General features: G+C 52.5%; 16 protein-coding genes. 7 read left to right on the forward strand and 9 right to left on the reverse strand.

Going from position 1 to position 19,132, the window contains the following annotated elements; translation table 11 throughout:
* Window positions 1-2 precede the first annotated feature (2 nt).
* Genes H9644_RS09080 through H9644_RS09095 form a run of 4 tightly spaced genes read left to right on the forward strand, consistent with a single transcriptional unit; the run spans window position 3 to window position 6,780 of the window.
* A complete protein-coding gene (locus H9644_RS09080; RefSeq protein WP_191774235.1) occupies window positions 3-1,124 on the forward strand; it encodes an efflux RND transporter periplasmic adaptor subunit in 1,122 nt (373 codons plus the stop codon).
* Window positions 1,124-4,231, forward strand: a complete 3,108-nt coding sequence (locus tag H9644_RS09085; protein ID WP_191774237.1) for an efflux RND transporter permease subunit — start codon at window positions 1,124-1,126, stop codon at window positions 4,229-4,231. Before H9644_RS09080 ends, H9644_RS09085 begins: the two co-directional genes overlap by 1 nt.
* 3 nt (window positions 4,232-4,234) lie before the next feature.
* The gene (locus H9644_RS09090; RefSeq protein ID WP_191774239.1) at window positions 4,235-5,608 is read left to right on the forward strand and encodes an efflux transporter outer membrane subunit; all 1,374 of its coding nucleotides are present in this window, start codon (window positions 4,235-4,237) and stop codon (window positions 5,606-5,608) included.
* An 8-nt stretch (window positions 5,609-5,616) separates the two neighbouring features.
* Entirely contained in the window at window positions 5,617-6,780 is a 1,164-nt protein-coding gene (locus H9644_RS09095) for a multidrug effflux MFS transporter (RefSeq protein WP_064527255.1), read from the forward strand.
* 60 nt (window positions 6,781-6,840) lie between these two features.
* On the opposite strand, the gene sapF is transcribed toward H9644_RS09095, so the two are convergent.
* The 9 genes from sapF to puuA form a co-directional block, all read right to left on the reverse strand.
* Window positions 6,841-7,647: a peptide ABC transporter ATP-binding protein SapF gene (gene sapF, locus H9644_RS09100; protein ID WP_000573415.1), complete on the reverse strand. Its 807-nt coding sequence runs from the start codon at window positions 7,645-7,647 to the stop codon at window positions 6,841-6,843.
* Between the two features lies 1 nt (window position 7,648).
* Window positions 7,649-8,641, reverse strand: coding sequence for a peptide ABC transporter ATP-binding protein SapD (gene sapD, locus H9644_RS09105; RefSeq protein ID WP_001128852.1), 993 nt, complete (start codon window positions 8,639-8,641; stop codon window positions 7,649-7,651).
* Entirely contained in the window at window positions 8,641-9,531 is an 891-nt protein-coding gene (gene sapC, locus H9644_RS09110) for a peptide ABC transporter permease SapC (RefSeq protein ID WP_191774241.1), read from the reverse strand. Before sapC ends, sapD begins: the two co-directional genes overlap by 1 nt.
* On the reverse strand, window positions 9,518-10,483 hold the full coding sequence (sapB, locus tag H9644_RS09115; RefSeq protein WP_191774243.1) for a putrescine export ABC transporter permease SapB: 966 nt from the start codon (window positions 10,481-10,483) through the stop codon (window positions 9,518-9,520). Before sapB ends, sapC begins: the two co-directional genes overlap by 14 nt.
* Entirely contained in the window at window positions 10,480-12,123 is a 1,644-nt protein-coding gene (gene sapA, locus H9644_RS09120; protein WP_191774245.1) for an ABC transporter substrate-binding protein SapA, read from the reverse strand. The genes sapB and sapA overlap by 4 nt, the downstream gene beginning before the upstream one ends.
* A gap of 325 nt (window positions 12,124-12,448) precedes the next feature.
* Entirely contained in the window at window positions 12,449-12,694 is a 246-nt protein-coding gene (locus H9644_RS09125) for a YmjA family protein (protein ID WP_064527266.1), read from the reverse strand.
* A 133-nt stretch (window positions 12,695-12,827) separates the two neighbouring features.
* Window positions 12,828-14,213: a putrescine/proton symporter PuuP gene (gene puuP / locus H9644_RS09130; RefSeq protein ID WP_191774247.1), complete on the reverse strand. Its 1,386-nt coding sequence runs from the start codon at window positions 14,211-14,213 to the stop codon at window positions 12,828-12,830.
* On the reverse strand, window positions 14,203-14,367 hold the full coding sequence (locus tag H9644_RS09135; RefSeq protein WP_122992123.1) for a YmjE family protein: 165 nt from the start codon (window positions 14,365-14,367) through the stop codon (window positions 14,203-14,205). The genes puuP and H9644_RS09135 overlap by 11 nt, the downstream gene beginning before the upstream one ends.
* 148 nt (window positions 14,368-14,515) lie before the next feature.
* Window positions 14,516-15,934 carry a glutamate-putrescine ligase gene (puuA, locus tag H9644_RS09140; RefSeq protein WP_191774249.1) on the reverse strand — a complete coding sequence of 473 codons (1,419 nt, stop codon included), beginning with the start codon at window positions 15,932-15,934 and terminating at the stop codon, window positions 14,516-14,518.
* A 212-nt stretch (window positions 15,935-16,146) separates the two neighbouring features.
* Between puuA and puuD the strand changes: the two genes are divergently transcribed.
* From puuD to puuC, 3 genes are all read left to right on the forward strand, one after another.
* Complete coding sequence (puuD, locus tag H9644_RS09145) at window positions 16,147-16,911, forward strand: gamma-glutamyl-gamma-aminobutyrate hydrolase (protein ID WP_064527272.1); 765 nt, start codon at window positions 16,147-16,149, stop codon at window positions 16,909-16,911.
* 25 nt (window positions 16,912-16,936) lie between these two features.
* Entirely contained in the window at window positions 16,937-17,494 is a 558-nt protein-coding gene (gene puuR, locus H9644_RS09150) for an HTH-type transcriptional regulator PuuR (protein ID WP_001278727.1), read from the forward strand.
* A 149-nt stretch (window positions 17,495-17,643) separates the two neighbouring features.
* Window positions 17,644-19,131, forward strand: a complete 1,488-nt coding sequence (gene puuC, locus H9644_RS09155) for an aldehyde dehydrogenase PuuC (RefSeq protein WP_191774251.1) — start codon at window positions 17,644-17,646, stop codon at window positions 19,129-19,131.
* The last annotated feature ends 1 nt before the right edge of the window (window position 19,132 follow it).

Below are 19,132 nucleotides of genomic sequence, written 5' to 3' on the forward strand. Positions count from 1 at the left end.
TAATGAAGTATATAGCAACGTCTGTAGTGGCAATGCTGCTCTTATCTGGTTGTGATAATACGCAAAATAACAATTCATCCCCGTCGGAAACAGAAGTGGGCGTTGTTACGCTCAAATCTCAACCGGTTTCGGTCGTTAGTGAATTAACCGGACGCACCAGTGCTGCGCTCAGTGCTGAAGTGCGTCCGCAGGTTGGGGGAATTATCCAGAAACGTTTTTTTAAGGAAGGCGATCTGGTCAAGGCCGGACAGCCGCTTTACCAGATTGATTCGGCCAGTTATCGGGCGGCAATGAATGAAGCTCGTGCTGCGTTACAACAGGCACAGGCACTGGTAAAAGCCGATTGCCAGAAAGCGCAGCGTTATGCCCGACTGGTGAAAGATAACGGTGTGTCACAACAGGATGCTGATGATGCTCAGTCTACCTGTGCACAAGATAAAGCCAGTGTAGAGGCGAAAAAAGCCGCACTGGAAACTGCCCGCATTAATCTTGACTGGACCACGGTGACCGCGCCGATTTCGGGGCGTATTGGCATTTCGTCGGTGACGCCTGGCGCACTGGTGACCGCGTCGCAGGATACGGCGTTAACGACTATTCGTGGTCTGGATACAATGTATGTCGACCTCACTCGTTCCAGTGTCGATTTATTACGTCTGCGCAAACAGTCACTGGCGACCAACAGTGACACCATGAGCGTCTCACTTATTCTGGAAGATGGCACAACCTACAGCGAAAAAGGGCGTCTGGAACTCACCGAAGTCGCTGTGGATGAGTCTACCGGCTCGGTGACATTACGGGCGATTTTCCCTAATCCACAACAGCAGTTATTACCAGGCATGTTTGTTCGCGCTCGTGTCGATGAAGGCGTGATGGAAGACGCTATTCTCGCGCCTCAACAGGGCGTCACGCGCGATGCTAAAGGCAATGCAACTGCGCTGGTGGTGAATAAAGACAATAAAGTAGAGCAGCGCACGCTCGAAACGGGAGAAACTTATGGTGATAAATGGCTGGTGTTGAACGGTCTGCACAGCGGTGATCGGCTGATTGTCGAAGGTTCCTCCAGAGTGACTTCAGGGCAGACCGTCAGGGCCGTTGAGGTTCAGGCTAATGGAGGCAACGCCTGATGTTTTCGCGCTTTTTTGTTCGCAGACCCGTCTTTGCCTGGGTGATCGCCATCTTGATTATGTTGGCGGGTATTTTGGCTATTCGCACATTACCCGTCGCGCAATATCCTGACGTTGCACCGCCGACCATTAGAATCTCAGCCACTTATACCGGAGCTTCTGCCGAAACGCTGGAAAACAGCGTAACTCAGGTTATCGAGCAGCAACTTACCGGGCTGGATAATTTGCTCTACTTCAGCTCCACCAGTAGTTCGGATGGCTCAGTCAGTATTAACGTGACGTTTGAACAAGGCACGGACCCTGATACCGCGCAGGTGCAGGTACAAAATAAAATACAGCAGGCGGAGTCACGTTTACCGAGCGAAGTGCAGCAAACCGGCGTCACAGTGGAGAAATCACAAAGCAACTTTTTGCTGATTGCTGCCGTGTATGACACTACCGATAAAGCGACCAGTTCCGATATCGCTGACTGGCTGGTGAGTAATCTTCAGGACCCGCTGGCGCGTGTTGAAGGTGTAGGTAGTCTGCAAGTATTTGGGGCTGAATATGCTATGCGCATCTGGCTTGACCCCGCCAAACTGGCCTCATACTCGCTGATGCCATCAGATGTACAAAGTGCAATTGAAGCGCAAAACGTGCAGGTTACTGCCGGGAAAATAGGTGCTTTACCGTCATCGAACACGCAACAATTGACGGCAACAGTTCGTGCTCAGTCACGTCTGCAAACCGTTGAGCAATTTAAAAATATCATTGTTAAAAGCCAGTCAGACGGCGCAGTTGTTCGCATCAAAGATGTGGCTCGCGTTGAGATGGGTAGCGAAGATTATAACGCCATCAGTAAGTTGAACGGTCATCCGGCAGCAGGGGTTGCCGTGATGCTCTCTCCGGGGGCGAATGCGTTAAACACGGCGACGCTGGTAAAGGATAAAATCGCAGAATTTCAGCGCAATATGCCACAGGGATACGACATTGCTTACCCGAAAGACAGCACTGAATTTATTAAAATCTCCGTAGAGGACGTAATTCAGACGCTGTTTGAAGCCATCGTACTGGTGGTTTGCGTAATGTATTTATTCCTGCAAAACCTGCGCGCTACGCTGATCCCGGCGTTAGCCGTGCCGGTCGTTTTGCTGGGGACGTTTGGCGTCCTTGCGTTGTTTGGTTATTCGATTAATACCCTGACCTTGTTTGCAATGGTGCTGGCGATTGGCTTGCTGGTGGACGATGCCATTGTGGTGGTGGAGAACGTCGAACGTATTATGCGCGACGAAGGACTGCCTGCGCGTGAAGCCACGGAAAAATCAATGGGCGAAATTTCTGGCGCACTGGTTGCTATTGCTCTGGTGCTGTCTGCCGTATTTCTGCCAATGGCGTTCTTTGGGGGATCTACTGGGGTAATTTATCGTCAGTTTTCGATAACTATTATCTCCGCAATGCTGCTTTCCGTGGTGGTCGCATTAACGCTGACTCCTGCGCTTTGTGGTTCTGTCCTCCAGCATGTCCAACCGCATAAAAAAGGCTTCTTCGGTGCATTTAACCGTTTTTACCGTCGCACTGAAGAAAAGTATCAGCATGGCGTCCTTTATGTTTTGCGTCGGGCGGTGCGGGCTATGGGTGTCTATGTCGTGCTGGGCGGTGGAATGGCTTTGATGATGTGGAAACTGCCGGGCAGTTTCTTACCCACTGAAGACCAGGGCGAAATCATGGTGCAGTACACGCTGCCAGCCGGAGCGACTGCCGCTCGTACAGCAGAAGTAAATCGTCAGATTGTTGACTGGTTCCTGGTAAACGAAAAAGCAAACACCGATGTCATTTTTACCGTTGATGGTTTTAGTTTCAGTGGTAGCGGACAGAACACCGGGATGGCGTTTGTTTCGTTGAAAAACTGGTCACAACGTAAAGGCGCTGAAAATACCGCCCAGGCCATTGCCTTACGGGCAACCAAAGAGTTGGGAGCAATTCGTGATGCTACGGTATTTGCCATGACACCGCCTGCGGTTGATGGTCTGGGGCATAGCAATGGCTTTACGTTTGAATTAATGGCAAGTGGTGCGACTGACCGCGAAACCTTACTTCAAATGCGTAATCAGTTGATTGAACAGGCTAATCAAAGCCCTGAGCTGATTTCTGTACGTGCCAATGATCTGCCACAAATGCCGCAATTGCAGGTAGATATTGATAACAATAAAGCCGTATCGCTGGGTTTGAGCTTAAGCGATGTCACCGACACGCTGGCCAGCGCGTGGGGCGGTACTTATGTGAATGACTTTATTGACCGTGGCCGTGTGAAAAAAGTCTACATTCAGGGCGACAGTGAGTTTCGTTCTGCGCCGTCAGACTTAGGGAAATGGTTTGTGCGCGGGAGCGATAACGCCATGACGCCGTTCTCTGCTTTTGCCACTACGCGTTGGATCTATGGTCCGGAAAAACTGGTGCGCTACAACGGTTCTGCGGCTTATGAAATTCAGGGGGAAAACGCGAGCGGTTTTAGTTCTGGCGACGCGATGGCAAAAATGGAAGCTCTGGCAAACAACCTTCCGGCAGGAACAACCTGGGCCTGGAGTGGCTTGTCATTGCAGGAGAAACTGGCCAGCGGTCAGGCACTGAGTCTGTATGCGGTCTCTATTCTGGTGGTTTTCCTCTGCCTTGCAGCACTGTACGAAAGCTGGTCAGTCCCGTTCTCGGTCATTCTGGTGATCCCGCTGGGGCTACTCGGTGCGGCGCTGGCGGCCTGGATGCGTAATTTAAACAACGACGTTTACTTCCAGGTGGCGCTATTAACCACCATCGGTTTGTCGTCGAAAAACGCCATTCTGATTGTGGAATTTGCTGAAGCGGCGGTGGCTGAGGGCTATTCCCTGAGCCGGGCGGCATTACGCGCGGCGCAGACCCGTTTACGCCCTATCATCATGACCTCGCTGGCGTTTATTGCGGGGGTCATGCCGCTGGCGATGGCAACCGGCGCAGGTGCGAACAGCCGCATCGCCATTGGTACGGGCATTATTGGCGGTACGCTGACCGCTACATTACTGGCCATCTTCTTCGTTCCTCTGTTTTTTGTCCTGGTTAAACGTTTGTTTGCCGGTAAACCGTGCCGTCAGGAGTAAGTTATGTTGCGTCGTTCTCTTATTTTTCTGGTGCTGTTGAGTGCGGGATGTGTCTCGCTCGATCCCCACTACAGCACGCCTGAATCCCCAATCCCTGCGACCTTGCCGGGAACACAGGGGCAGGGGAAAGCAATCAGCCAGGACTGGCAACAGGTGATCCACGATCCCCGATTGCAGCAGGTGGTGACCATTGCACTGAACAGTAACCGCGATGTGCAAAAAGCGATTGCTGATATTGACTCAGCACGGGCGCTATATGGGCAAACTAATGCGTCGTTATTCCCGACGGTAAATGCGGCCTTAAGCTCGACCCGCAGCCGTTCGCTGGCGAATGGCACGGGAACCGCTGCCGAGGCAGATGGCGCGGTGTCCAGCTTTACGTTAGATCTGTTTGGTCGTAATCGGAGTTTGTCACGGGCGGCGCGGGAAACCTGGCTTGCCAGCGAATTTACAGCCCAAAACACTCGCTTAACGCTGATTGCCGAAATCAGCACCGCCTGGCTGACTCTGGCGGCTGATAACAGCAACCTGGCCCTGGCAAAAGAAACGATGGTCAGTGCAGAGAACTCATTGAAAATTATCCAGCGCCAGCAGCAGGTTGGCACGGCGGCAGCGACAGATGTCAGTGAGGCGATGAGTGTCTATCAGCAGGCGCGCGCCAGCGTTGCCAGCTATCAGACGCAAGTGATGCAGGATAAAAATGCTCTGAACTTACTGGCTGGCACAACACTGGCAGAAAATCTGCTACCGGAAACACTGGAAAGCCTGCCGGAACAGATGATAAGCCTGGTTCCTGCGGGAGTGTCATCTGAAGTTTTGCTGCGTCGCCCGGATATTCAGGAGGCAGAACATAATCTGAAGAGCGCCAATGCGGATATTGGCGCCGCGCGGGCTAACTTTTTTCCGACTATTTCGCTGACTGCAAGTGCTGGCGTCGGCAGTGACGCATTATCGTCGCTGTTCAGCCACGGAATGCAGGTCTGGTCATTTGCGCCATCGGTAACATTACCGCTGTTCACCGGCGGCAGTAATCTGGCGCAGCTTCGTTACGCAGAAGCGCAAAAGCGTGGGCTTATTGCCACCTATGAGAAAACCGTTCAAAGCGCGTTTAAAGATGTCGCTAACGCACTGGCTCGACGGGACACGCTTGAAGAACAACTGGATGCGCAGCGTCAGTATGTCAAAGCTGAACAACAAACGGTCGATATTGGCCTGCGTCGCTATCAAGCCGGCGTCGGTGATTACCTGACCGTGTTGACGGCACAACGCAGCTTGTGGAGCGCGCAGCAGGAGCTACTGGCACTGCAACTGACTGATTTCACAAATCGGGTAACACTCTGGCAGTCGCTGGGCGGCGGCATGTCATCACTCAAGTAAGGAATAGTATGGCTAGAGTTTCTCTTTCATGGGCATTGATTCTTGGTCTTTTAGCCGGTATCGGCCCGATGTGTACCGACCTTTATTTGCCCGCATTACCTGAAATGTCGGAGCAACTGGCGACAACCACGACTATAACGCAATTAACGCTGACCGCGTCACTGATCGGTCTTGGCGTCGGGCAACTGTTATTTGGCCCTCTGAGCGACAAAATAGGGCGTAAACGCCCGTTAATATTGTCGTTGCTATTGTTTATTGCCTCCTCCATTTTGTGTGCGACAACTAACAATATTTACTGGCTGGTAGTCTGGCGTTTTATTCAGGGGATCGCGGGGGCAGGTGGTTCGGTGCTCTCCCGTTCTATTGCTCGTGACAAATATCAGGGGGTAACGCTGACCCAGTTCTTTGCGTTGTTAATGACGGTGAATGGCCTGGCTCCGGTGTTGTCGCCAGTGTTGGGTGGTTACATTGTCAGTACTTTTGACTGGCGTATTTTATTCTGGGTGATGGCAGGAATCAGCATCGTACTGTTGTTGGGGTGCCTGTTGTTTATCAATGAGACGTTGCCAGAAAATAAAAGGGGATCATCATTGCTATTAACCGGACGAAGTGTGGTGCAGAACCGCCGTTTTATGCGCTTTTGCCTGATTCAAAGTTTTATGCTGGCAGGCTTGTTTGCGTACATCGGCTCTTCATCTTTCGTATTACAGAAAGAGTTTGGCTTTAGCCCAATGCAATTCAGCCTGGTGTTTGGCCTTAACGGTATCGGACTTATCATCGCTTCATGGATCTTCTCACGGCTGGCCCGACGGATTAACACAATGAAATTGTTGAGAGGCGGCCTGGTAGCGGCGATTTTGTGTGCATCGCTCACTGTCTTGTGTGCATGGTTGCAGTTACCTATTCCGGCGCTGGTGGCATTATTTTTCACCATCGCATTTTGTAGTGGCATAGGCACTGTTGGTGGGGCAGAGGCAATGAGTGCGGTAGGGACACAAGAATCAGGAACGGCGTCTGCGCTGATGGGGATGAGCATGTTTGTTTTTGGCGGTATAGCCGCGCCATTGTCGGGATTTGGAGGGGAAACGCTGTTAAAAATGAGCCTGGCGATTACGGTGTGTTACACGCTGGCATTGCTGGTAGCACTCACCAGAATCGGCAATCAGAAGTAATGGCTTAATGAATGCCTCATTCTGACGGGGATTTCCCCTGTCAGAATGAGGCGCCGAACATTAACGATCTTTACGCCACGCATCCGCCGTCAACGCTTCGCCAAAGTGGCCGGAAATAAGCCGTTTGGTGAGTTCATGCAGCGGCGACGCTAACACATCCGCAGTACTACCACGTTCGACGACCTCGCCCTGATGCATCACCAGAACCTGGTCGCTGATGTGCTTCATCATCCCGATATGCTGGGTAACATAAATATAAGAAATACCCTGTTTCTCTTGTAACTCCAGCATCAGGTTAATTAGCTGCGAACGCATCGACATATCCAGCGAGGCGAGGGCTTCATCGGCAATAATAACTTTTGGGCGCAATATCAGCGCTCGCGCCAGCCCCAGACGCTGTTTTTGCCCGGGTGCCAACATATGCGGATAGTAGCTGACGTGATCCGGTAGCAGACCGACCATACGCATTGTTTCAATTATCTGTTTCCGGCGCTGTTCCGGTTCCAGGTCTGTGTTCAAACGCAGTGGAAAATCAAGGATCTGCGAAATACGTTGACGCGGATTCAACGAGGTGGACGGATCCTGAAATATCATGCGAATACGCTGGCTTCGGAAGGAGTAATCGCCAAAATGCAGCGGATGATCGTCAATCAATAACTCACCGCTGGTTGGCTCAATCATTCCTGCCAGCATCTTTGCCAGCGTCGATTTACCGGAACCGTTCTCACCAATAATCGCCAACGTCTGGCGTTCACGCAGCGTAAAGCTCAATGGTTTTACCGCTTCTACTGTCTGGCGGCGAAACCAGCCGGTCCTGTAGCGGAACGTTTTGCTTAAATTACGCACTTCGAGCAGAGTTTCTATCATCTCACTCTTTCTCCATGTTCAGCGGGAAATGACAGGCATAGAGATGATTTTTCGCCCCCGTCAGGCGCGGCGTCACAATGCATTCTCGTTGTGCATACGGGCAACGCGGCCCAAGACGACACCCAATCGGTAACTGTTCCAGCAGCGGGATGGCGCCCGGCAAAGTATTGAGGCGACTTTTATGCGGCATTGCGCTGCCGAAATCCGGTATCGCGCGGATCAGCGCCTGGGTGTAAGGATGATGCGGCATCGTCACTAGCTCCTTACTCGGCGCGGTTTCCACTGTTTGTCCGCAGTAAAGCACGTTGATTTTGTCCGCCCATTGACTAAGCATTTGTAAGTCATGACTAATAAGCAAAATAGTGGTGTTGCTGTTTTGATTCAAACGCGTCAGCAGGCGAAATATTTGCGCCTGGGTAGTAGGCTCCATCGAGTTGGTCGGCTCGTCAGCAATCAGCAGACGCGGTTGATTCGCCAGTGCGATGGCAATCATCACTTTCTGGCATTCACCTTCGGTCAACTCGTACGGGAAACTGCGCATCGCATCTTTATGATCTTTAATCCCCACGCGGTGTAACAACTCAATGGCGCGACGTTTTCGCCAGCCAAAACGTTGCCACCAACGGCCTTTATAGGTCCAGGCTGGGATGTTCTGCATCAACTGACGACCGACACGTTCCGATGGATCAAGACACGATTGCGGTTCCTGAAAGATCATCGACACGTTGTGTCCAACCAGTTTGCGCCGTTCGCGTGCGGAAAGACGCAGCAAATCGATATCATCAAAACGCATTCGGTCAGCGGTAACACGCCAGTTATCTTTATTAACCCCACAAATCGCTTTCGCAATCAAACTTTTGCCGGAGCCGGATTCGCCAACAAGTCCGCGAATTTCACCTTCGTTTAAGGTCATACTCACGCGGTCGACGGCTTTAACCCACTCATCACCGGTTTTAAACTCAATGGTCAGGTTACGAATATCCAATAATGGCATTATTCCACCCCCGCAATAATTGCACGACGCACACCATCACCAAGGAGGTTAACCAACAACACGCTGATCATAATTGCCGCACCAGGCAGCATGACGGTCCACGGGGCGACATAAATCAGTTCCAGAGCATCACCAAGCATCGCCCCCCATTCAGGCGAAGGCAGTTGCGCGCCGAGGTCAAGAAAGCCCAGCGCGGCAATGTCAAGAATTGCCATTGATAGTGCACGAGTGATCTCGGTGACCAGTCCGGCAGTGATATTAGGTAAAACAGCAAACCAGAGAATATTCAGTGTTGATGCGCCATCCAGACGGGCGGCGATAACGTACTCTTTTTCCAGTTCGTCATGCACCATGCTGTAAATCGAACGCACCATACGCGGCAGTAGCGCCAGCCAGACGGCAAACATGGCATGCGACAAACTCGGTCCGGCAAATGCCACTACGATAATTGCCAACAGTAGGGACGGAATCGCCAACAAAGTATCCAGAATATGGTTTAGCACCGCTGACCGTAGACCGTGCGTTGCACCGGCGAAGGTGCCAAGTACCAGACCACAGATCGTCGCGGCAAGCGTCACCACAAATGCGCCCCCCACGGTAGGTGCTGCTCCACTCAATAAACGACTTAAAACGTCGCGTCCCAGGTCGTCGGTCCCCAGGAAGAAAGAGACTTCGCCATAGCGTGACCATGACGGCGGCAACAATTGATAACCAAGAAATTGCTGGTCGATGCCGTAAGGCGCAAACCAGCTACCAAAAATACACAGCACCGCAAGCCCCGCGCAGCCGTACAGGCCGACCATCGCAGAGGCGTCTCCATAGAATTTGCGCCAGGCAGTACGCAGCGTGCCCGGCGGGCGCTTCTCGCTGTATACGCTATCGTAAGGCATACCATTCCTTATGTTTCAGAGGGTTAGCCATGGCACCCAAAATATCAGATATCACGTTAATAATAATGACCAATGAACCGCACACCATTACTCCGGCGGAAATGGCGGCATAATCTTGTTGGCGGATGGCGTTAATTAACCAGCGCCCCAATCCTGGCCAGCTAAACACCATTTCGGTGATCATCGCCAGCGTCAGCATAGTGGAAAACTGTAAACCCAGACGTGGAATCACTGGCGGCAACGCGTTATGCAGTACGTGGCGACGCAAAATAGTTAAGCGTGACAAACCACGGGTCGCTGCTGCTTTTACATAGTTCTGGTCATAGACTTCGATGGTGCTGATACGCATCAGTCGGATCACTTCGGTCGTTGGCGCAACCGACAAGGTAATGACTGGCAGCACCATATGGCGAAGTGCACTCATGATCATTTCATCCCGCCACGGCGAGTCCGAAAGCCAGGCGTCAATCAGCGCAAAACCGGTAATCGGTTTCACTTCGTAGAGCAGATCGAAACGCCCTGAAACGGGCAGCCAGCCCAACGTCAGCGAACAAAACAGCGTCAGCAGTAACGCGAGCCAGAAAACCGGGATGGAAAAACCCAGCAACGCGATGGCGTTGATCAAGTTATCCTGCCACTTATGGCGAGTAATTCCGGCAATCATGCCCACCGGGATCCCGACAATCAGTGCAAAACCGAAGGCGAGGATGCACAACTCCATCGTTGCCGGAAAGACTTCTTTTAACTGTTCGGCAATAGGCTGCCCGTTAATGCTGGAAACACCAAAATCCCAGTGGATCAGTCCGTTAAACCAGAACACCCAGGCATTCCACAGTGACGCGCCTTGTAACGGCGCGTGTGGAGTGAAATAGCTCAAACTGAAGCCAACGAAGGTCAGCAGGAATAAGGTGACGATTAATAACAAAATACGACGTAAGGTGAAGATAATCATGGTTTTTTCACCTCTTCTTGCTTCTCACGATACACCCCCGCGAAGGAGGCGTTACCGAACGGGCTCAGTACCAGACCTTTAATATCGTAACGGTAGGCTTGCAAGCGCAGTGATGAGGCCAGCGGCAGAATGGGCAGTTCCTCCGCCAGAATGCTTTGTGCTTCATCATAGGCTTCAATACGCGCCGCCAGTTGCTGCGAGGAGAGGGCCTTACGCAACACGCTGTCGAATTTCGGATCACACCAGTGTGCAAGGTTGGTTTGCGAGTGAATAGCCGCGCAGCTGAGTAACGGACGGAAGAAACTGTCCGGGTCGTTACTGTCCGTCGCCCAACCGGCTAACGTCAGATCATGACTCATATCCATCAACCGCGCCTCCTGAAAACGACCTTCTACCGGCACAATCACCACTTTCACGCCAACCTGCGCCATATCCGCCTGAATCAGTTCGGCGGTTTTCAGCGGACTGGGGTTCCATGCCTGCGATCGCGTTGGCACCCACAGTTTCAGCGTTAAGTTTTCCAGCCCCAGGGCTTTCAGTTGTTCGCGCGATTTCGCTGGGTTGTATTCAGTAATTTTAGCCTCGTTGTCATAAGCCCACGAGGCGCGCGGTAAAATAGAGGCCGCAGTTTCAGCCGTACCATAATAGATGGATTGCATCAGGCGCTGGTTATTGATTGCCAGTGCCAGCGCATGGCGGACCGCCGGATTATTTAGCGGCGGTTTAGCGGTGTTAAACGCCAGATAGGCGACGTTCATCCCCGGACGCAGCGTTAAACGCAAACGCGGGTCGTCGCGCAAAATGGATAACTGGCTGGCGGCAGGCCAGGCCAGGACGTCACATTCACCGGTCAGGAGTTTCGACAACCGTCCTGTACCGCCGGAACCTAAATCCACCACCACCTGTGGCATCAAAGGTTTGCCACGCCAGAAATCATCATGACGTTGTAAGCGAATATATTGCCCCGTGCGATTTTCCGACAGTTTATACGGCCCGGTGCCGACCGGCTGACGGTCGAGTAGCTCCTGGCGATCTTCTTTCTCTAATTTCTGCCCATATTCAGCAGACATTACCGACGCATAATGGGTCGCAAGGTGCCACAAAAAAGAAGCATCCGGCTGGGCGAGACGGAACTCAACAGTATGATTATCCAGCTTGCGGACGCTTTTAACGTTATCGGCAAATTGCAGACTGTCGAAATAGGGGAAGTTACTACCGTTGACGTTATGCCACGGGTTGTTGCGGTCAAAAATCCGTTGGAAGGTAAACACCACATCATCGGCATTCATTTTGCGAGAGGGAGTAAACCAGGCGGTTTTTTGAAACGGGACATCGCGACGCAGGTGGAAGCGATAGGTCGCGCCGTTGTCGAGCACTTCCCAGCTTTCGGCAAGTTCCGGCATCAGGCGATAGGTATAGGGATCGACATCCAGCAGTCGATCATAAAACTGGGCGGCAAGGGTATCGACAATTAACCCACTGCTCGCTTTGGATGGGTTAAAGGTGTTGACTTGCCCGCTGACGCAATAGACAAAACCGCTGTCGCGGATATCAGCATGCGGGGTGGGTTCAGGCGCGGCTTTTGCCTGACCACTTACAAGTCCAGCAATCACCAAAAGAGACGATAATACCTGGCGCATAATATTAAGGGATTTTATGTAAAGAGGCTATCTTACTAATATTTAATGACATTTGCCATTACCGTTTGTTTTCAGGGGTAATAATGAGGGCCAGGTGGTTGGTCGTCGCACTGGATGTGTCGCCATCTGTTCAACATTCGTACCCGTGATTTCTCTATAACTATAACTCACAGAACAACTTAGCGAGGAGCAGGGCGGCGCGAACCTGATAAACTCGTTACCGCTGGCTTGAGATTGCTGACAAAGTGCGGCACGTTTTTAACCGGATGCGGCGAGAAAGCCTTCTCCGGCCAACAATACTGACCGAGCGTCCGTAATTAAATGGTTACTCATTACCCCATTGATTCAAAAACTCTGCGATTTCATCAATGCGTACGGGGTTAATTCCTGCTTCAGCGGCCATATCATGCTGGGCTTCTTCGCTGATCTCTTCATTGTTCATCAAACGGGTGAGCAGTAACTGGAAGTAGTGGGCCAGTGGCGTGCGTTCATCTTCTGCGACAGGTTTGGCGCATTCGGTCGCGTACTCATCGGCAATATCAAAATATTTCAGTGGGATATCATGGTTCATTGTTTGCCCCTGGGGTTAATGCGCTACGCATAGGGGCGGATGATAGCACTCGTGATCCGGGTCATACATCTTTTTATAGATAATAGGGCGGCGCATTACCCTGCCTGAGGGTAATGCGCCGAGCATCCAACAATTACGTCTCGCTAACCGGCATTCTGTCACCCTCGTACAGCGGCACTTTGCGATAACGTCGTACCAGATACCACAGATACGCCCCGCCCAGCGAGGCCCACACCAGGCCTAACGTCAGCGAGGTAGCTTCGAGGTTAACCCACAGCACGCCCACCGTCAGCGCGCCAACCAGCGGCATCAGCAAATAGTGGAAGTGTTCCTTCCAGCTTTTATTCATTCCTTTGCGACGCCAGAAGTGATTAAACACCGACAGATTAACGAAGGTAAACGCCACCAGTGCACCGAAGTTAATCAGCGCCGTGGCGGTGACTAAATCGAAGAACAGCGCCGACAATGCCACAATCCCGACCATAATGACGTTCAACGCAGGCGTGCGCCATTTCGGATGGACATAGCCAAACACGCGTTCCGGGAACACATTGTCACGCCCCATGACATACAGCAGACGCGAGACGCTGGCATGTGAAGCCAGGCCAGACGCTAATGTGTTCACAAACGTGGTGCAGAGGAAAATCGACTGGAACAGCTTGCCGCCGACGTACAGCGCAATCTCCGGCAGCGCGGCATCCGGGTCTTTAAAGCGGCTGATATCCGGGAAGAACAGTTGCATAAAGAACGACGCAGCGATAAAGATAACGCCGCCGTACACCGCCGTCAGGAAGATGGCTTTCGGGATGACGCGTGCGGCATTAGGCGTCTCTTCCGAAAGCGTGGTCACCGCATCAAAGCCGAGGAACGAGAAGCAGACGATCGTCGCCCCGGTAATAATTGGGATCAGATGCGCGTTCTCGCTGATAAACGGCTGAAGTGACCAGACTGTGCCAACACCTTCTCCTTTATGCAGGCCCTGAACCACCAGGAAGATAAACACCACCATAATGGAGATTTGCACCAGCACAAACAGGGTATTGAAGTTGGCGACCAGGTTGACGCTCTTCAGATTCGCGGCGGTTAAAATGGCGACGAACGTCACTACCCACACCCACGGCGGCACTTCCGGGAAGAGGGCGGAGAGATAGATTTTCGCCAACAGTACGTTGATCATTGGCAAAAAGAGATAATCCAGCAGCGATGACCAGCCGACCATAAAGCCAACGTGCGGGTTAATCGACTTTTGCGCGTAGGTATAGGCTGAACCGGCTTCCGGAAACTGGCGAACCAGTTTGCCGTAGCTGATAGCGGTAAACAGCACGCCCGCCAGCGCCAGCAAATAGGACGCTGGAACGTGGCCGTCGCTGATGCCGGAGACAATGCCAAAGGTATCGAACACGGTCATTGGCGTAAGATAGGCAAGCCCCATCATCACCACCTGCCACAGCTTCAGCGACTTACGCAGTTTAGTTTTGCCGGGTTGTGCGGCGATATTCAGCGGTGAATTAATAGCCATAATTGCTGCCTCCCCTGCGTAATAAGGTTTGCGGTCGTGTCGACCTGAAATCAAACCTGTTTAGCAAGGGAAGCAAAGGGGGCGGAGTCCAGTCAGTCGCAGGGAGGGCGCATACGCAGCCTCCCTCGCCATGCGGGGATTTAATCATCGGCATCATCTCATTTCCTCGTCACAGTCTTAATCGTTAACGGAAGCCCGTTGCCGCCTGCGTTCCATAACGCGACATCCGGGAAATGTCTGGATTACCAGCAAATGTCAGGCCTGGCTCCGCTCAGGCCGATGAAACAACCCCGCAAGGGGTACTATGCGTTTTTCAACATCCACTCAATTTCTGTTTCTGTGATGAGGCGCTCAAACTGCAACAGCTCATCATTTTTACAGGCGTGATACACATGGCAGAAGCGCTCGCCTAAATAGTGGCGTAGATGATCGTTCTCGATAAACTCACCCAGGGCATCGCTCTGACGAATCGGGAAGGGTAAACCTTCCTGCTCAAGCCCATTGCCTTCGACTTCTTCCTGCAACGGCAGCTCGTTATCAAGACCATGCAAAATACCGGCAAAAATCGCCGCCATCACCAGATACGGGTTGGCATCGGCACCCGCCACGCGGTATTCCACGCGGTGATTATGACGATCGCCGCACGGAATACGCAGGGCGACGGTGCGGTTGTTATGGCCCCACGACGCCTGCGTCGGCACATACATCCCCGGCTGGAAACGGCGATACGAGTTCACGTTCGGTGCCAGCAACGCCATCGACGACGGCATCAGGTCAATCATCCCGGCGAGCATCTTTTTCAGCAGCGGCGAATCTTCGCCGTCAGCGTCAGAAAGAACGTTCTCACCACGGTTATTTTGCATGCTGATATGGATGTGCATCCCGCTACCCGCGTGCTCTTCATACGGCTTCGCCATAAAAGTGGCGTGCATCTTATGCTTTTCTGCCATCAGACGCACCAGGCGTTTAAGGGCTAATGCATCATCGCAGGCATCCAGCACGTTATCGGTATGGTAAAGGTTGATTTCGAACTGGCCCGGCGAGGCCTCAGCGACCGCGCCATCAGCGGGAATCAGCTGTAACTGTGCCAGTTCATCAATATCATTGAGCACGTCGGCGAAGTGGTTGAGGTTATCAACCGAGTAAACCTGGCTTTGGGTGTTGCGGTCATCGGTGCCGGGCGCGCAGGGCGGTTGCAGATACCCTTCAGAGTCGCGCTGGCGATCCAGTAAATAGAACTCCAGCTCTACCGCTACAACCGGGAACAATCCGCGCTGGCGTAGCTGCTGCCACAGGCGGTTAAGTACGTTCCGCGGCTCAACGTCAAAGGGAGCGCCATCTTCATCGACCATGGTCAGGAGCATCTGACCGATAAACTCTGGATCGGCGGCAGAAGGGGTTAAGGAACCAAGAATAGGGACACAGGTACGATCCGGCTCACCCATTTCCTGACCCAGACCCGCCTCTTCTACTACATTGCCCAGAATATCCATTGCAAATACCGAGGCCGGGAAGTAACACCCTTTTTCCAGCTTCTTCAGACTTGAAACTGGAATGCGTTTCCCACGGAAACAACCATTCAAATCGGTAAGTAAAACATCAACATATTGCGTATTCGGGTAGCGCTCCAGGTAGCGTTTTACTTCCTGCGTAAAGGCGCTACCCCGCCTCTCTTCTGACTGCTGAACAAAGTTCTCTACTTCAACGATATTGGTTTCCATGATTCTTCGCCTTTGGTTTTGTTTTCCGCTCGTTATCAAAGCGTAAAATATAATGACCACTCTTCGAATCTGTATGCAAACTAAATGTTTGTCAAATGTTAAATTGAGTTTGCAAAAAAGAAAACTCACTGCTAAATTGAAAAAATATTGAACAGAAAGGTCATTTAAACCGCAGTAATGGCGATAATTTAGTCCACTTTGTGAGATTGAGCATGGAAAATATAATGAACAATCCGGTTATCGGTGTCGTAATGTGCAGGAACAGGCTTAAGGGTCACACGACCCAGACTCTGCAAGAAAAGTACCTGAATGCCATCATCCACGCGGGCGGGTTGCCGATTGCGCTGCCACATGCGCTGGCGGAACCGTCATTACTTGAAGAACTTCTGCCGAAACTCGATGGCATTTATCTTCCTGGTAGTCCCAGCAATGTGCAGCCGCACCTATATGGTGAAAACGGCGATGAGCCTGACGCCGATCCCGGGCGTGATCTTCTGAGCATGGCGTTAATTAATGCCGCACTCGAAAGGCGCATCCCCATTTTCGCCATCTGCCGGGGGTTACAGGAACTGGTGGTGGCAACCGGTGGTTCGCTGCATCGCAAGCTGTGCGAACAGCCTGAATTGCTGGAACATCGTGAAGATCCCGAACTGCCAGTGGAGCAGCAATATGCGCCGTCGCACGAAGTGCAGGTTGAAGAGGGGGGATTACTGTCTGCACTGTTACCTGAATGTAGCAACTTTTGGGTAAACTCTCTGCATGGACAAGGGGCAAAGGTCGTTAGCCCGCAGTTGCGTGTTGAAGCTCGCTCGCCGGATGGACTGGTTGAGGCGGTGAGCGTCATCAATCATCCTTTCGCGCTGGGCGTACAGTGGCACCCGGAATGGAACAGTAGCGAGTACGCGCTTTCGCGTATATTGTTCGAGGGCTTTATCACCGCTTGTCAGAACCATATCGCTGAAAAACAGCGACTCTGACCACTACAGTTAAGGAAATGCAAATATGAGTGATGAGGGACTGGCGCCAGGAAAACGCTTGTCGGAAATCCGCCAGCAGCAGGGGCTTTCACAACGTCGTGCCGCCGAACTCTCCGGGCTGACTCACAGTGCTATCAGTACGATAGAGCAGGATAAAGTCAGCCCTGCCATTAGTACGCTGCAAAAGCTGCTGAAGGTGTATGGTCTGTCACTCTCGGAATTCTTTTCCGAGCCGGAAAAACCTGATGAACCGCAGGTCGTCATTAATCAGGACGACTTAATTGAAATGGGCAGTCAGGGTGTGTCGATGAAGTTGGTGCATAACGGTAACCCGAATCGCACGCTGGCGATGATCTTTGAAACATACCAGCCGGGCACAACCACTGGGGAAAGAATTAAGCATCAGGGTGAGGAAATAGGCACTGTACTGGAAGGTGAAATTGTTCTGACCATTAATGGTCAGGATTATCACCTCGTCGCGGGGCAAAGTTATGCCATTAATACCGGCATCCCGCACAGTTTCAGTAATACCTCGGCAGGCATTTGCCGAATAATCAGCGCCCATACGCCCACCACGTTTTAATCTTTTTGTTCTGTAAGCCGGGTACGCGCAATGCGCCCGGCAATCAACAGAGAATGTCGCCGGAAATAAACGGGCTCATCGCCCGGGGATCTCTGCGCCCTGACGTTCACAAACTGCATATATCTGATAGACGTGAAACAGGAGTCATAATGAATTTTCATCATCTGGCTTACTGGCAGGATAAAGCGTTAAGTCTCGCCATTGAAACCCGCTTATTTATTAACGGTGAATATACCGCTGCGGCGGAAAATGAAACCTTTGAAACATGTGATCCGGTCACCCAGGCGCCGCTGGCGAATATTGCGCGCGGCAAGAGTGCCGATATTGACCGTGCGGTGAGTGCGGCACGCGGCGTATTTGAACGCGGCGACTGGTCGCAGGCCGCCCCGGCAAAACGCAAAGCGGTACTGAATAAACTCGCCGATTTAATGGAAGCTAACGCCGAAGAACTGGCGCTGCTGGAAACCCTCGACACGGGCAAACCGATACGCCACAGCCTGCGTGATGATATTCCCGGCGCGGCGCGCGCCATTCGCTGGTACGCCGAAGCCATCGACAAAGTGTACGGTGAAGTCGCCGCCACCAGTCGCCATGAACTGGCGATGATCGTGCGCGAACCGGTCGGCGTGATTGCCGCCATTGTGCCGTGGAACTTCCCGCTGTTGCTGACCTGCTGGAAACTTGGCCCGGCGCTGGCGGCGGGTAACAGCGTTATCCTGAAACCGTCTGAAAAATCACCGCTCAGTGCGATTCGTCTCGCCGGGCTGGCGAAAGAAGCGGGTCTGCCGGATGGCGTACTGAACGTGGTGACTGGTTTTGGTCATGAGGCGGGGCAGGCGCTTTCGCGCCATGATGATATCGATGCCATCGCCTTTACGGGGTCCACGCGTACCGGCAAACAACTGCTGAAAGATGCTGGCGACAGCAACATGAAACGCGTCTGGCTGGAAGCGGGCGGCAAAAGCGCCAACATCGTTTTCGCCGACTGCCCGGATCTGCAAAAAGCGGCGAGTGCGACCGCCGCAGGCATCTTCTACAACCAGGGCCAGGTGTGCATCGCCGGAACGCGTTTGTTGCTGGAAGAGAGTATCGCCGATGAATTCTTAGCCCTGTTAAAACAGCAGGCACAAAACTGGCAGCCGGGCCATCCGCTTGATCCCGCAACCACCATGGGCACCTTAATCGACTGCGCTCACGCCGACTCGGTCCATAGCTTTATTCGTGAAGGCGAAGGTAAAGGGCAACTGCTTCTGGATGGTCGTAATGCCGAACTGGCTGCGGCCATCGGCCCGACCATCTTTGTGGATGTGGACCCGAATGCGTCCTTAAGCCGCGAAGAGATTTTCGGCCCGGTACTGGTAGTCACCCGTTTCACATCAGAAGACCAGGCGCTACTGCTTGCCAACGACAGCCAGTACGGCCTGGGCGCGGCGGTGTGGACGCGCGATCTCTCCCGTGCGCACCGTATGAGCCGCCGCCTGAAAGCCGGTTCCGTCTTCGTCAATAACTACAACGACGGCGATATGACCGTGCCGTTTGGCGGCTATAAGCAGAGCGGCAACGGTCGCGACAAATCCCTGCATGCTCTTGAAAAATTCACCGAACTGAAAACCATCTGGATAAGCCTGGAGGCCTGAA

Source organism: Escherichia whittamii, assembly GCF_014836715.1.
In the GTDB taxonomy this organism is placed as follows: domain Bacteria; phylum Pseudomonadota; class Gammaproteobacteria; order Enterobacterales; family Enterobacteriaceae; genus Escherichia; species Escherichia whittamii.

Excerpts from the sequence above, each read along its gene's own strand:
- H9644_RS09080 (WP_191774235.1), top strand. The coding sequence starts at position 3 with ATGAAGTATATAGCAACGTCTGTAGTGGCAATGCTGCTCTTATCTGGT.
- H9644_RS09085 (WP_191774237.1), top strand. The coding sequence starts at position 1,124 with ATGTTTTCGCGCTTTTTTGTTCGCAGACCCGTCTTTGCCTGGGTGATC.
- H9644_RS09090 (WP_191774239.1), top strand. The coding sequence starts at position 4,235 with ATGTTGCGTCGTTCTCTTATTTTTCTGGTGCTGTTGAGTGCGGGATGT.
- H9644_RS09095 (WP_064527255.1), top strand. The coding sequence starts at position 5,617 with ATGGCTAGAGTTTCTCTTTCATGGGCATTGATTCTTGGTCTTTTAGCC.
- sapF (WP_000573415.1), bottom strand. The coding sequence starts at position 7,647 with ATGATAGAAACTCTGCTCGAAGTGCGTAATTTAAGCAAAACGTTCCGC.
- sapD (WP_001128852.1), bottom strand. The coding sequence starts at position 8,641 with ATGCCATTATTGGATATTCGTAACCTGACCATTGAGTTTAAAACCGGT.
- sapC (WP_191774241.1), bottom strand. The coding sequence starts at position 9,531 with ATGCCTTACGATAGCGTATACAGCGAGAAGCGCCCGCCGGGCACGCTG.
- sapB (WP_191774243.1), bottom strand. The coding sequence starts at position 10,483 with ATGATTATCTTCACCTTACGTCGTATTTTGTTATTAATCGTCACCTTA.
- sapA (WP_191774245.1), bottom strand. The coding sequence starts at position 12,123 with ATGCGCCAGGTATTATCGTCTCTTTTGGTGATTGCTGGACTTGTAAGT.
- H9644_RS09125 (WP_064527266.1), bottom strand. The coding sequence starts at position 12,694 with ATGAACCATGATATCCCACTGAAATATTTTGATATTGCCGATGAGTAC.
- puuP (WP_191774247.1), bottom strand. The coding sequence starts at position 14,213 with ATGGCTATTAATTCACCGCTGAATATCGCCGCACAACCCGGCAAAACT.
- H9644_RS09135 (WP_122992123.1), bottom strand. The coding sequence starts at position 14,367 with ATGCCGATGATTAAATCCCCGCATGGCGAGGGAGGCTGCGTATGCGCC.
- puuA (WP_191774249.1), bottom strand. The coding sequence starts at position 15,934 with ATGGAAACCAATATCGTTGAAGTAGAGAACTTTGTTCAGCAGTCAGAA.
- puuD (WP_064527272.1), top strand. The coding sequence starts at position 16,147 with ATGGAAAATATAATGAACAATCCGGTTATCGGTGTCGTAATGTGCAGG.
- puuR (WP_001278727.1), top strand. The coding sequence starts at position 16,937 with ATGAGTGATGAGGGACTGGCGCCAGGAAAACGCTTGTCGGAAATCCGC.
- puuC (WP_191774251.1), top strand. The coding sequence starts at position 17,644 with ATGAATTTTCATCATCTGGCTTACTGGCAGGATAAAGCGTTAAGTCTC.